The following is a 14,055-nucleotide window of genomic DNA, read 5'->3' as shown; positions in this document are numbered from 1 at the left end:
GTCACGCCCTGTCCGAGACGCGTTCGCCGAGTAGGCCTTGGGGCCTCAGCAGGAGGACGAGGATGAGGAGGGCGAAGGCCCAGACGTCCTTCCAGGCTCCGCCGCCGAAGAGTTCCATGCCGGGGATGTCCCCGATGTAGGCGGTGGCGAGGGCTTCGGCGAGGCCGAGGGTGAGGCCGCCGATCATGGCGCCGTAGATGTTGCCGATGCCGCCGAGTACGGCGGCGGTGAAGGCTTTGAGGCCGGCGATGAAGCCCATTTTGAAGCCGACTTGGCCGTATTTGAGGCCGTAGGCCATGGCGGCGACGGCTGCGAAGGCGCCGCCGATGGCGAAGGCGGTGACGACGATGCGGTCGGTGTTGATGCCCATGAGCTTGGCGGTGTCGGGGTCTTGGGAGGTGGCTTGCATGGCGCGGCCGGTGCGGGTCTTGGCGACGAAGTAGGCGAGGCCGGCCATGCAGAGGGGGGCGGCGATGATGAGGAAGAGGTCGCCGCGTTGGAGGGTGAAGGCTCCGAGGTCGATGGGGCCGCCCTCGAACTGGGGGAAGGTGCGGTCGGCCTTGGCGTCGGGGTAGAAGGCCCAGACTGCCTGCTGGAGGGCGATGGAGAGGCCGATGGCGGTGATGAGCGGGGCGAGGCGTGGGGCGTTTCTGAGGGGCCGGTAGGCGAAACGTTCCGCGCCGACGGCGATGAGGACGGAGCAGGCGATGCCCATCAGGAGCATGAGGGGCAGGGCGACGGTGAGGGATGTTCCGCCGGGGAGCCAGAGCCACATGGTGAGGGCGCCGAAGCCGCCGATCATGTAGATCTCGCCGTGGGCGAAGTTGATGAGCTGGATGATGCCGTAGACCATGGTGTAGCCGACGGCTATGAGGCCGTACAGGGCTCCGAGGATCAGGCCGTTGACCAGCTGTTGCGGCAGATCGTGCACCGCTGGGCCTCCGTGGGTGGTGGTGTCAAGTACAGGTGCGCGGGGGGCTGTTGGTGGGCCCCCCGCGCTTGCTGCGGCATTGGGGGAGTGTCCGGGGTGCCGGGCGCTCCCTGTTGGTTACTGCGTTTCCAGCTCGCCGGTCTTGACCGGGGTGTGCTCGCCGCCCTTGACCTGGTAGACGGTGAGGGTGCGGTTGGTGGTGTCGCCGTACTGGTCGAAGGAGACCTGGCCGGTGACGCCGTTGAAGGAGACCTTCTGGGTGGCTTCGCTGATCTTCTTGCGGGCTTCCTTGGGGTCGCTGGGAAGCTTGCCGTCGTTGTCGGCCATGACCTGCTTGACGGCCTGGATGATGGTCCAGGCGGCGTCGTAGGAGAGGGCGCCGTAGGTCTCGTAGGGCTCGTTGTAGCCGGCGGCCTTGTAGTCGGCGATGAACTTCTTGGCGGTGTCGAGCTTCGCGGGCGGGGCGCCGACGGAGGTGGCGAAGTCGCCTTCGGCGGCCTTGCCCGCGAGCTTGGTGTAGTCGGCGCTCTGGAGGGCGTCGCCGCCGATGACGGGGATCTTGGCTCCGGCGTCCTTGATCTGCTTGGACAGGGGCGCGCCGGCCGGGTATTCGCCGCCGTAGTAGACGAAGTCGGCCTTGGAGTTCTTGATCTTTGTGGCGATGGCGCCGAAGTCGCGGTCGTCGGGGTTGATGTGGTCGGTGGTGATGACCTTGCCGCCGAGCTTGGTGAATTCCTGGCGGAAGGTGCGGGCGAGGCCCGCTCCGTAGGTCTTCTTGTCGTCGACGGAGTAGACCGTCTTCAACTTGAGGGTGTTGTAGGCGTATTGGGCGGCGTAGGGGCCCTGCAGCGCGTCGGTGGTCGCGGTGCGGAAGTATGTGTCGAACTGGCGCGCCTTCTTGGTCGCGTACTTGGCGCCCTGGGTGAGTTCGGGTGCGGTGTTCGCGGGGGAGACCTGGACCAGGTTGGCGGAGGCGAAGGTCTTCTGCATCGACTGGGCGACGCTGGAGTTCAGCGGTCCGACGACGCCGAGGACGTCGTCCTCGCCGACGAGCTTGGTGGCGTTCTGTCCGCCGGTGGAGGGGTTGGCGACGTCGTCGAGCGGCTGGGTCTTGAAGGTGACGCCGTTGACTTCTTTGTTCTTGTTGGCGGTCTTCGCGGCCAGGTCGACGGAGTTCTTGATGCCGATACCGATGGCCGAGAGGTCGCCGCTGAGCGGGGCGTCGACGCCGATGACCACGGTGGTGTTGTCTCCGCCGCTGGACTTCTTGTCGTCGTCGCGCGAACCGCAGGCGGTGAGCGTGAGTGCTCCGGTGGTGAGCACGGAAGTGAGTATGAGCAAAGAACGGTGTCGCACGATCATTCCTCTCCCTGGCGCGGTCCCCTGGTCCAGGGGCCGTGTGTCTCGCCGGGCCGTACGGAGTGGTACAGGGGCCGTGCAAGTGGAGCGCCCGGCGGCGCGGTGACTGGCCGTGACTATAAGCGCAGGTGGCGGGGTGGGGCGTGGGTGCGGAAGAGGCTGTGACGTTCTTGTTATGCCGGGGTGTGCCGCTCGGGCGCGGCGGACCAAGATCACCTCAAGTCCCGCAGTGGAACGGGGTGTTCTCAAGATCGATACGGTCGCGTACGCCCCGTGAGCGTCGACAGGGCTACGCGGTGCGACGTTCGCATTGCTTCGTTGCGGCAGAGGTAACCGAGTGTTACCAGTGTGTGAGTTCGGCGCGGGGTTCTCGGCAGCGGGCGCGCAGCAGGGTGAGCAGGTCGTGCGGGTAGCGGTCGACGAAGATGAAGCTGTGGAGTTCCCTGGCGCGTCGGTTGGTCAGTATGAGGTCCAGGTAGGCCATGTCGAGGGCGCGGGGCAGGGCGGAGCAGTCGCGTACGTCGATTCGTACGGTGAGGGTGCGGCGAGTGTCAGGGGTGGCCTCGATCGGTGGGCGGGGCGTGGGGGTGAGCGTCAATCGCGGGTCGCCTGACCTCATCTGGCGGATCGTCACGGGCCCTCCGTGGTCGACGCGCACGGTGAACCGGAAGGTCTCGCCGTGCGCCCCTTCGTACTTCAGGTGGGTGACCTGGGCGGGCCAGGGGTCGGGTGGGGCGGGGGCGGGCCGTTCGGGGTGGGGGAGCAGGAGGGTGGCCGCGGCGGCGGTCGCGGTGACGATTGCGGCGAGGAGGAGGCGTCGTCTGCGTGGGGGCAGCGCGTTCCAACGCTCGTACGGGCGCGGGGAGTCGGCGTCGACGATGTCGCTGGGGTGCGGCGCGAGGGGGTGGCTGTCGGCGGCCGGTTCGTGCGGCTCGACGGGTCCGATGCCGGTCATGCTCGACGGTAGGGCGGAGGGTGTGGGTCCGCCAATGCCGTTGCGGGTCGGTGGAGTTGGTGAAGCCCTCTGGCCGGACGACGCGTGGCGCGGTGGAATACCTCACGTCACCTCCCGTCCCGTGAGTGAACTCCCCGAACGCGCCCTTGGAGGCCCGATGGTGAGATCCACCGGTAAGAGACGTTTCGGCCTGGCCCTGGTGTGTGCGCTGGTGGCGGCGGTGGCCGCCCCGTCCGCGTATGCCGTGCAACCCCCCGCACGGCAGGCGGAGTTGAAGATCGAGGATCGTGAGACGCAGCCCGTCTTCTCGCGCGCGGACGCCGTGTTGCAGAAGGTCGACGTCCAGACGGAGGCCGACAGTGACGGTGACGGGAAGCGCGACACCGTGCGTATGCGGATTCTGCGGCCCAAGGAGACGGAGACGGCGGGCCTGAAGGTCGCCACGATCGTCGAGGCGAGTCCGTACTGGGCGGGTGGCAACGATGTCCCGAACCATGTCGTCGATCTGGACGAGGACGGTCTTCCGGAGCCGGGCAAGCGATTCCAACAGGCGCCGGACAAGGCAGGGTTGACCGGTCCTGCCGTGGCGTACGGCGGGTACTACGACAACTACTTCCTGCCGCGCGGTTATGCCGTGGCCGAGGTCGACAGCCTCGGTACCGGTGGCTCCACCGGCTGTCCGACCTCGGGCGGTCGCAATGAGACGCTCGGCGCGAAGGCCGCGATCGACTGGCTGAACGGCCGGGCGAAGGGCTGGGACACCGACGGCGACCCGATCCGCGCCGACTGGTCGACCGGTGACTCCGCCATGATGGGCATCTCGTACAACGGCACCCTGCCGACCGCCGTCGCCAGTACGGGAGTCGAGGGCCTCAAGGCGATCGTGCCGATCTCCGGGATCTCCTCCTGGTACGACTACTACCGCGCGAACGGCGGTGTCGTGGCGCCCGGCACGTTCCAGGGCGAGGACACCGACGTGCTCGCCAGGTATGTGTACTCGCGGGCCGACCGGGAGATCTGCAAGCCGGTGCTCGACGCGCTGGAGCGTGATCAGGACCGGGTGAGCGGTGACTGGTCGCCGTACTGGCAGGAGCGCGACTATCTGAAGGACGCCGGCCGGATCAAGGCGGCGACGTTCGTCGTGCACGGCCTCAACGACTGGAACGTGAAGACGAAGAACGCCGGCCAGTTGTGGGAGGCGCTGAAGAAGAACCATGTGCCGCGGAAGCTGTGGCTGCACCAGGCCGGGCACGCCAATCCGATGCCGTTGCGCATGGAGGAGTGGCTGAGCCAGGTCCACCACTGGTTCGACCACTATCTGTACGGCGTCGACAACGGCGTCACCGCCGAGCCCCGGGTCGACGTCGAGCAGGCCGACTTCGGCTGGAAGCAGCAGAGCGACTGGCCGGCCGCCGGTACGCGCTCGACGACGCTTCGGATGCGCGCCGACGGCACGCTGGGGAGCAAGGCGGGCCCCAGGCGCGTGCAGTCGCTGACCGACGCGGGCCGGACGGTCGCCGCGGAGAAGCTCGTCACGTCGCCGGACGACGCGAACCCGAACCGGCTCGCGTACACGACGGGGGCGCTGGACAGGGACGTCCGGCTCAATGGTGTGCCCGAGGTCGATGTCCGGGCTTCGCTGGCCGGTACGTCGCCGTACGTGACGGCGCTGCTCGTCGACTACGGGCGGGACACCCGGGCCACGTCGGGCACGGTCACGGACACCTCGCAGCAGGTCTGCTACGGCGAGGGCGTGCCGGGGCTCGCAGGTGAGACGGGCTGCGCCTACCGCACGAAGCACCGCACGGAGACCGCCGACTACAAGATCGTGACGCGGGGCTGGCTGGATGCCAGGAACCGGACGTCGTACGAGCACCAGTCCAAGGTCGTGGAGGGCCGCGAGTACCGGCTGAAGTGGGACATGCAGCCCGAGGACTACGTCTTCAAGGCCGGGCACCGGCTCGGCGTCGTCCTGATCTCCACCGATTACGACTACACGCTGCGGTATCCGGCGGGCACGAGGATGACCGTGCGCGCCGGGGACAGCTCGGTGACGCTGCCGGTGGCGCCCACATCCAAGCGGTAGGCGCCGTGCCGCCTTCCGCTATGCGGTGGGCGCGTCCGGTACTTCCTTGAGCATGCAGGTCAGGCGGGCCGAGCAGACCCGTCTGTCCTGCTCATCGGTGATGACGATCTCGTACGTCGCCGTGGAGCGGCCGCGGTGCAGTGGTGTGGCGACGCCGGTGACGAGGCCGGAGCGGGCGCCGCGGTGGTGCGTGCAGTTCAGGTCGACGCCGACGGCGATCTTGCCGCTGCCGCCGTGCAGCATCGCGCCGACGGAGCCGAGGGTCTCGGCGAGGACGGCGGACGCGCCGCCGTGCAGCAGTCCGTAGGGCTGGGTGTTGCCCTCGACGGGCATGGTGCCGACGACGCGCTCGGCCGAGGCCTCCTTCATCTCGATGCCCATGCGCGTGCCGAGGTGTCCGGCGGAGAACAGGGCGACGAGGTCGATGCCGAGTGCCGCGTACTCGTCGATGACCTCTTGCGGGAACTGCGTGTGGTTCTGCTCGCCCATGGCGCCCGGCTCCGTTCGTGGTGTCTTGCTTGAGTCGTGTACGTGGCGTGAGGCTTCCACGTGGCTGAGCAAACGCTCAGTCGGTCCTGGATTGTTCCAGGCGGACCACGACGGACTTGCTGGCAGGTGTGTTGCTGGTGTCCGCGGTGGCGTCCAGCGGCACCAGCACGTTCGTCTCCGGGTAGTAGGCGGCCGCGCAGCCGCGGGCCGTCGGATAGTGCACGACACGGAAGCCGGGCGCGCGCCGCTCGACGCCGTCCTCCCACTCGCTTACGAGGTCTACGTAGGAGCCCTCGGCGAGGTCGAGGTCGCGTGCGTCGTCCGCGTTGACGAGGACGACGCGGCGGCCGTTCTTGATGCCGCGGTAGCGGTCGTCCAGGCCGTAGATCGTGGTGTTGTACTGGTCGTGCGAGCGCAGCGTCTGGAGGAGGAGGCGGCCCTCGGGTACGCGCGGGTACTCGACGGGAGCGGCCGTGAAGTTGGCCTTGCCGGTGGCGGTGGGGAAGCGGCGCTCGTCGCGGGGTGCGTGCGGGAGTGCGAAGCCGCTCGGGTCGGCCACGCGCGCGTTGAAGTCCTCGAAGCCGGGGATGACGTGTCCGATGCGGTCGCGGATCGTCGCGTAGTCCTTCTCGAACTCCTCCCAGGGCGTGGTCGATTCGGCGCCCAGGACGCGGCGGGCGAGGCGGGCGACGATGGCCGGCTCGGACAGCAGGTGCCGGCTCGCCGGGTCCAGGCGGCCGCGGGAGGCGTGCACCATGCCCATGGAGTCCTCGACGGTCACGAACTGCTCGCCGCTGCCCTGAAGATCGCGCTCCGTGCGGCCGAGTGTGGGCAGGATCAGCGCGCGGGCGCCGGTGACGGTGTGCGAGCGGTTCAGCTTCGTGGAGACGTGCACGGTGAGGCGGGCGCGGCGCATCGCCGACTCGGTGACGTCGGTGTCGGGGGACGCCGCCACGAAGTTGCCGCCCATGGCGAAGAAGACCTTGGCCTGCCCGTCGCGCAGGGCGCGGATGGCGCGCACGACGTCGAAGCCGTGCTCGCGCGGCGGGGCGAAGCCGAACTCCTTCTCCAGGGCGTCGAGAAACGCGGGGGCGGGGCGCTCGAAGATGCCCATGGTGCGGTCGCCCTGCACGTTGGAGTGGCCGCGCACGGGGCACACGCCGGCTCCGGGCCGTCCGATGTTGCCGCGCAGCAGCAGGAAGTTGACCACTTCGCGGATCGTCGGCACGGAGTGCTTGTGCTGGGTGAGGCCCATGGCCCAGCACACGACGGTGCGCTTGGAGGCGAGGACCATTTCCAGGGTGCGCTCGATGTCGGCGCGGGACAGGCCGGTCGCCGCGAGGGTCTCGTCCCAGTCGGCGGCGCGGGCGGCCTCGGTGAACTCCTCGTAGCCGTGGGTGTGCTCGGCGATGAAGGCGTCGTCGGTGGCGTCCTCTGTACCGAGGATCAGCTTGTTGAGGAGGCGGAAGAGGGCCTGGTCGCCGCCGAGCCGGATCTGCAGGAACAGGTCGTTGAGTGCGGCGCCCTTGGTGAGGCCCTTCGGGGTCTGCGGGTTCTTGAACTTCTCCAGGCCCGCCTCCGGCAGCGGGTTGATGGAGATGATCTTCGCGCCGCCCGCCTTCGCCTTCTCCAGGGCGGAGAGCATCCGCGGATGGTTCGTGCCCGGGTTCTGCCCGGCGACGATGATCAGATCCGACTTGTAGAGGTCCTCCAGGAGGACGCTGCCCTTGCCGACGCCGATCGTCTCCGTGAGCGCGGAGCCGGACGACTCGTGGCACATGTTCGAACAGTCGGGCAGATTGTTCGTGCCGAACTCGCGGGCGAACAGCTGGTAGAGGAACGCCGCCTCGTTGCTGGTGCGGCCCGATGTGTAGAAGACGGCCTCGTCGGGCGAGTCGAGCGCGGTCAGCTCGTCCGCGATCAGATCGAAGGCACGCTCCCACGTGACGGGCTCGTAGTGGCTGCCGCCCTCGTCCAAGAACATGGGGTGGGTGAGCCGGCCCTGCTGGCCAAGCCAGTACCCGGAGCGCGTCGCGAGGTCGGTGACCGGGTGCGCGGCGAAGAACTCCGGGGTCACCCGGCGCAGGGTGGCCTCCTCGGCGACCGCCTTCGCCCCGTTCTCACAGAATTCCGCCGCGTGCCGGTGCTCCGGCTCGGGCCAGGCGCACCCCGGGCAGTCGAAGCCGTCCTTCTGGTTGACGCGCAGCAGCGTCAGCGCGGTCCGCTTCACGCCCATCTGCTCGCGGGCCATCTTGAGCGAGTGCTTCACGGCGGGGAGCCCGGCGGCATGGTGCTGCGGCGCCGCTACCTGCGGCGCGTCCTGTACCGGGTCGGATGCGGGCGGCTTGCTTGCCATGGTTCGGCTCCCCTTTGAGCAGGTCCTGCGATGCTGCGACGCCGTGCTGTTTCGGTGCTGTGAGCTACGTCTCCGATCTTCGCACGGGGGTATGACAACGCCCGTGCCGGTCCGGGGTGGGCCGCGCTGTCAGTGGGGCGTGGCAGGATCGTGGGCGTGGCAGAGAAAGCAGCAGCGAGTACGCCAAAGACGAGGCAGAAGACGGTGGATCCGGTGGCGAAGGCAGCAGACAGCAGCTCGGGCGGGCGCCCCCGCCTGATGCTCATGGACGGGCACTCGCTGGCGTACCGGGCGTTCTTCGCGCTGCCGGCGGAGAATTTCACGACGGCCACGGGGCAGCCGACGAACGCGATCTACGGTTTCGCGTCGATGCTGGCGAACACGCTGCGCGACGAGGAGCCGACGCACTTCGCGGTGGCGTTCGACGTGTCGCGCAAGACGTGGCGCTCCGAGGAGTTCACCGAGTACAAGGCGAACCGCTCGAAGACGCCGGACGAGTTCAAGGGGCAGGTCGAGCTGATCGGCGAGCTGCTCGACGCGATGCACACGCCGCGCTTCGCGGTGGACGGCTTCGAGGCCGACGACGTCATCGCCACGCTCGCCACGCAGGCCGAGGCCGCGGGCTTCGAGGTCCTCATCGTCACCGGCGACCGGGACTCGTTCCAGCTGGTCTCGGAGAACGTGACGGTGCTGTACCCCACCAAGGGCGTCTCCGAGCTCACCCGCTTCACGCCGGAGAAGGTCGAGGAGAAGTACGGGCTCACACCGGCCCAGTACCCGGACTTCGCGGCGCTGCGCGGCGACCCGTCGGACAACCTGCCGGGCATCCCCGGGGTCGGTGAGAAGACGGCCGCGAAGTGGATCAACCAGTTCGGTTCGTTCGCCGAGTTGGTCGAGCGCGCCGAGGAGGTCAAGGGCAAGGCGGGGCAGAACTTCCGGGACCACATCGAGGCCGTGAAGCTGAACCGGCGGCTCACCGAGATGGTGCGTGACGTCGAGCTGCCGAAGACGGTCACCGACCTGGAGCGCGAGGCGTACGACCGTACGTCGATCGCGATGATCCTGGACACGCTGGAGATCCGTAACCCGTCGCTGCGCGAGCGCCTGTTCGCCGTCGACCCGGGGGCGGAGGAGGCCGAGGAGACCCCGGCCGAGCCGGGCGTCGAGCTTGACGGCACGGTGCTGGCGACGGGCGAGGTCGCGCCGTGGCTGGCCGAGCACGGCAAGGCGGTCCTGGGCCTGGCGTCCGTGGACACCTGGTCGCTCGGTACGGGCTCGGTCACCGAGGTCGCGCTGGCCGCCGCCGGGGGAGAGGCCGCCTGGTTCGACCCGTCGACGCTGGACGAGGCCGATGAGAAGGCGTTCGCCGCCTGGCTCGCCGACGTGAAGAAGCCGAAGGTGCTGCACAACGCGAAGAGCGTGATGCGGGTCTTCGCCGAGCACGGCTGGAGTGTCGAGGGCATCACCATGGACACGGCGCTCGCCGCGTACCTGGTCAAGCCGGGCCGCCGCTCCTTCGCGCTCGACGCCCTGTCCCTGGAGTACCTCGGTCGCGAGCTGGCCCCGGCCGGCGCGGCCGACGGTCAACTCGCGTTCGGTACCGACGAGGACGACCAGGCCGAGGCCGACGCGCTCATGGTGCAGGCCCGCGCGATCCTCGACCTCGGCGAGGCCTTCGGTACGCGTCTGAAGGAGGTCGGCGCGGCCGATCTGCTCACCGACATCGAGCTGCCCACGTCCACGCTCCTCGCCCGCCTGGAGCGGCACGGCATCGCCGCCGACCGCGCGCACCTGGAGTCGATGGAGCAGATGTTCGCGGGCGCCGTGCAGCAGGCGGTGAAGGAGGCGCACGCCTCCGTGGGCGAGGAGTTCAACCTCGGCTCCCCGAAGCAGCTCCAGGAAGTCTTCTTCAACAAGCTCGACCTCCCGAAGACGAAGAAGACCAAGACCGGTTACACGACGGACGCCGACGCGCTCGCCTGGCTGGCCACGCAGACCGACCACGAACTCCCCGTGATCATGCTGCGCCACCGTGAGCAGGCCAAGCTCCGCGTCACCGTCGAGGGCCTGATCAAGACGATCGCGGCGGACGGCCGCATCCACACCACGTTCAACCAGACGGTGGCGGCGACGGGCCGGTTGTCGTCCACGGACCCGAACCTCCAGAACATTCCGGTCCGCACCGATGAGGGTCGCGCCATTCGGCGCGGATTCGTGGTGGGTGACGGCTACGAGTCGCTGATGACGGCCGACTACAGCCAGATCGAACTGCGCGTCATGGCGCACCTTTCGGAGGACGAGGGCCTTCTGGAGGCGTTCAACTCCGGCGAGGACCTGCACACCACGGTGGCCTCGCAGGTCTTCGGCGTGGAGCGGGACGCGGTCGACGCGGAGATGCGCCGCAAGATCAAGGCGATGTCGTACGGGCTCGCGTACGGCCTCTCCGCCTTCGGCCTCTCCGGCCAGCTGGGCATCGACCCGGGCGAGGCGCGCGGCCTCATGGACACGTACTTCGAGCGGTTCGGCGGGGTGCGGGACTACCTTCGGCGGGCCGTCGACGAGGCGCGTGCCACCGGGTACACGGAGACGATGCTGGGGCGGCGCCGCTATCTGCCCGACCTGAACTCGGACAACCGGCAGCGGCGTGAGATGGCCGAGCGGATGGCTCTCAACGCGCCGATCCAGGGCACCGCAGCCGACATCGTGAAGATCGCGATGCTGAACGTCGACAAGGCGCTTACGGAGGCTGGGCTCCGGTCGCGGATGTTGCTCCAGGTGCACGATGAAGTTGTGCTGGAGATCGCGTCTGGGGAGGCTGCCGCGGCGGAGGAGTTGGTTCGCCGTGAGATGGCTGGTGCGGTGACGCTCCGCGCGCCGTTGGATGTGTCGGTGGGGCTTGGTGCGGACTGGGAGTCTGCGGCGCATTAGCCTCCGGCGGTCGGTGCGGGTTGCGTTGTCGCGGCCCGCACCGGGCCTACGTCGCGGGGCTCTGCCCCGGGCCCCGCTCCTCAATCGCCGGAAGGGCTTGATATGGCCGCACTCGCCGGTGGGGACTGAGCGGCCCGGGTGCGGGTCACCAGCGCGTACAGCACCACGCCCAGCGCGATGCCCGCGCCTGCGCCGAAGCACAGTGTCGGGACGAGCTCCCACGGCTGCCACGTGAGATCCGCCCCGTTCACGTACGAGAGCCAGCGTGCGACCCGGAGGGTGCCGGCCGCGCACGCGCAGCCCGCGATCAAGGTCCACGCGAGCCACCGGTTCCCTGCGGGCGGCGACGGCGGGGCGGGCTCCGCGCCCCGTACCGCCCACCACGCGAACGCGGCGAGCACGATGAGCGCGGCGGCCGAGCCTGCGTACTGGACGTACCAGTAGAGCGGGAAGCCGGCGAACGTCTCGGCGAGGACGGGGAAGAGGCGCAACCCCCAGCGCCCCGGGTGCGTGAAGGCGTCCCACACCACGTGGGTCGTGGCGCCGAGCGACGCGGAGACGTACCACCACAGCGGCCACCATCCGGTACGGGGCCGTGGCCGCACCACGGCCCCCAGACGCCCCCGCAGCCGCCCCGGTACGAGCCCGAGCACCGGCTCCCGGATCAGCCGCCACAGGGCCACCACGGCGAGCGCGAGCACCACGTCCACGGTGAACACGCCCGTGAACGAGTGCGTGAACGCGCCGAATTCCATGGCCCCCGGCACCGCCCCCGCCGCGTAGTACGTGAGATCGGGCGCGAACGACCCGGCGACGAGCAGTGCGGGAACGAGCGGCCCGCGCCCCGACCCGTCCCGCCGGACGAAGGGCAGCACGGCCGCGGCATGGCTGATGGTGAACGGCACGTGTCCCCCTGTTGTCCCGTACGTGCGAGCGTGGAAGCGTACGGCATCCGTAGTGGCGCAATCGTTCAATACCGGGCGCGAACGGGTGTCTGTGCGGCGGAAGTTGTCGTAGGGTCGGCGGGATCCGCGCGCTGGGGGAGCGTGGCGGGTCGGTACAGGCGACAAGGGGAGGGCTCGCGGCATGGCGGCGGTATTCGGCAGGCGACTGCGCAGAGGAGTCATGACGGCCGCGGTCGCCGCCGCGGCGGTGGCGGCCCTGTCGGCGTCCCAGGCACCCGGCGTGAGCCCTTCGCGCACGGACGGCGGCAATTCCGCGGCGGACCGCTCCGACGACAATCCGCCGGACACGGCGTCGGGCCCGGACTACTACACCGACCTGCCGCCGCTGGACAGCCCCACCGACGGCACCTCGCCCGGCACGGGCGGGAAGAGCGGCGACGACTCCGGCATACCCGCGACCGTCCTCGACGCGTACAAGAAGGCCGCCGCCGAGATAGGCACCACCAAGCCCGGCTGCAATCTGGACTGGCAGCTGCTCGCCGCGATCGGCAAGGTCGAGTCGGGGCAGGCCAACGGCGGCGACGTCGACGCGGACGGTACGACGATCAACGCGATCAAGGGCCCGCCCCTGGACGGCAACGGCTTCGCGAAGATCACCGACACCGACGGCGGCTCCTACGACGGCGACACGGTCCACGACCGTGCCGTGGGCCCCATGCAGTTCATCCCCTCCACCTGGGAGTGGGCGGGCCGCGACGGCAACGGCGACGGCAAGAAGGACCCGAACAACGTCTACGACGCCGCCCTCGCCGCGGGCCACTACCTGTGCCGCGCCGACCGCGATCTGTCGAACGCCGCGGACCTCAACAAGGCGATCCTCAGCTACAACAACTCCTCGGACTACCTCGCTACCGTCCTGAAGTGGCTCGAGCACTACCGCAAGAGCTCCCACTCGGTCCCCGACGGCACCGGTGTGCTGCCCAAGCACCCGAGCGGCGGCGGCACGGGCGGCGGCGCGAGCCCGTCGCCGAGCCCCACCGACCGGAACCGGAACTCCGCGGGCCCGTCGGACTCGCCGACCACGAAGCCGCCGTCCAAGAACCCGTCCAAGAACCCGCCCAAGACCCCGTCCGGCGGCGGCGGTTCGACCAGCCCCGGTGGAGGCGGCACCACCTCGCCGCCCACCACGAGCCCCACGCCCACCCCCACGCCCACCGAGTCCGTCACCAAGCTCTCCGACGCGGGCACCGGCAGCCTCGCCGCCCTGCAGGACGACTCCTTCAGCGAGCGGGTCAAGGTGAAGGCGAAGAACGCGGCGGGCTCCGCCGTCGGCTCCGCGAAGATCCGCTTCGCGATCGTCGGCGACACGGACGCCACGTTCACCGGCGGCATCACCAGTACCACCGTCACCACGAACAGCTCCGGCGTGGCCACCGCGCCCGCGGTCAAGGCGGGGAAGAAGACCGGCCAGTTCAAGGTCCGCGCCACCGTCGTCGGCCGCAACGTGGCCGGCGTCGACCACACGGCGACGGTCACCGCGCGCGCCGACAAACTGGAGCGGGTCGGCACCGACGCGCTGACCTGCGAGGCGGGCGGCACCTTCGACAAGGCCGTCGAACTGGCGGCCACGTACAAGGGCGCCGCGGCCGGCAACGTCGGCGCGACCGCGACTCTCGTCAAGTCCAAGGACGACGCGACCGAGGCGGGCAAGGGCCCCTACTTCAAGGACGCGGACGGCAATACGATCCGCTCCGTCAAGGGTCTGAAGGCCGACGCGGACGGACACTTCACGCTGCCGAAGCTGTACGCGGACGACACGACCGGCGAGTTCGTGCTGCGCGTCACCACGACGGGCGGCGCGACGCTCCCGGTGGAGCTGAAGGTGACCGAGGCCGCCGCCTCGTAACACGCCCCGCGCACCGCGCAGTTGAGCCCCCGACCCGGACGTGGTCGGGGGCTCAACTACGTCCCGTACAACGTGTTCTCATTCCCGCTCCGCGTTGCTACGGTGCACCGACCCAGAGGCCTGACGCCTCATCAGATTCC

At 69.5% G+C, this 14,055-nt stretch carries 9 protein-coding genes; 3 read left to right on the top strand and 6 right to left on the bottom strand.

Features of this window, described 5'->3' with window-relative positions:
• Position 1: 1 nt before the first annotated feature.
• The 3 genes from ACIRHA_RS24520 to ACIRHA_RS24510 all read right to left on the bottom strand — a co-directional run bounded on the left by ACIRHA_RS24520 (position 2) and on the right by ACIRHA_RS24510 (position 3,245).
• The gene (locus ACIRHA_RS24520; RefSeq protein ID WP_403849520.1) at positions 2–931 is read right to left on the bottom strand and encodes a branched-chain amino acid ABC transporter permease; all 930 of its coding nucleotides are present in this window, start codon (positions 929–931) and stop codon (positions 2–4) included.
• 117 nt (positions 932–1,048) lie between these two features.
• Positions 1,049–2,287 (bottom strand): branched-chain amino acid ABC transporter substrate-binding protein, encoded by a 1,239-nt coding sequence (locus ACIRHA_RS24515; protein ID WP_403849518.1) that lies wholly within the window; start codon positions 2,285–2,287, stop codon positions 1,049–1,051.
• A gap of 343 nt (positions 2,288–2,630) precedes the next feature.
• Positions 2,631–3,245: a hypothetical protein gene (locus ACIRHA_RS24510; protein WP_403849516.1), complete on the bottom strand. Its 615-nt coding sequence runs from the start codon at positions 3,243–3,245 to the stop codon at positions 2,631–2,633.
• A 157-nt stretch (positions 3,246–3,402) separates the two neighbouring features.
• Here ACIRHA_RS24510 and ACIRHA_RS24505 point away from each other — a divergent pair, with 157 nt between their 5' ends.
• Positions 3,403–5,331, top strand: a complete 1,929-nt coding sequence (locus ACIRHA_RS24505) for a Xaa-Pro dipeptidyl-peptidase (protein ID WP_403849514.1) — start codon at positions 3,403–3,405, stop codon at positions 5,329–5,331.
• A gap of 18 nt (positions 5,332–5,349) precedes the next feature.
• On the opposite strand, the gene ACIRHA_RS24500 is transcribed toward ACIRHA_RS24505, so the two are convergent.
• Positions 5,350–5,820, bottom strand: coding sequence for a hotdog fold thioesterase (locus ACIRHA_RS24500; RefSeq protein WP_403849512.1), 471 nt, complete (start codon positions 5,818–5,820; stop codon positions 5,350–5,352).
• A gap of 76 nt (positions 5,821–5,896) precedes the next feature.
• Positions 5,897–8,176: an FdhF/YdeP family oxidoreductase gene (locus ACIRHA_RS24495; protein WP_403849509.1), complete on the bottom strand. Its 2,280-nt coding sequence runs from the start codon at positions 8,174–8,176 to the stop codon at positions 5,897–5,899.
• Between the two features lie 258 nt (positions 8,177–8,434).
• Between ACIRHA_RS24495 and polA the strand changes: the two genes are divergently transcribed.
• The gene (gene polA, locus ACIRHA_RS24490) at positions 8,435–11,104 is read left to right on the top strand and encodes a DNA polymerase I (protein ID WP_403850139.1); all 2,670 of its coding nucleotides are present in this window, start codon (positions 8,435–8,437) and stop codon (positions 11,102–11,104) included.
• Between the two features lie 80 nt (positions 11,105–11,184).
• Here polA and ACIRHA_RS24485 read toward each other — a convergent pair whose 3' ends face one another.
• The gene (locus ACIRHA_RS24485; protein WP_403849507.1) at positions 11,185–12,009 is read right to left on the bottom strand and encodes a DUF4184 family protein; all 825 of its coding nucleotides are present in this window, start codon (positions 12,007–12,009) and stop codon (positions 11,185–11,187) included.
• Positions 12,010–12,190: 181 nt separating this feature from the next.
• On the opposite strand from ACIRHA_RS24485, the gene ACIRHA_RS24480 reads away from it, so the two are divergent.
• Positions 12,191–13,915 carry a lytic transglycosylase domain-containing protein gene (locus ACIRHA_RS24480; protein WP_403849505.1) on the top strand — a complete coding sequence of 575 codons (1,725 nt, stop codon included), beginning with the start codon at positions 12,191–12,193 and terminating at the stop codon, positions 13,913–13,915.
• The last annotated feature ends 140 nt before the right edge of the window (positions 13,916–14,055 follow it).

This window comes from Streptomyces sp. NPDC102360 (assembly GCF_044766085.1).
Taxonomy (GTDB): Bacteria; Actinomycetota; Actinomycetes; order Streptomycetales; family Streptomycetaceae; genus Streptomyces.
Note: the sequence above shows the minus strand (reverse complement) of the source record. Positions and strands in the feature narration are given on the sequence as shown.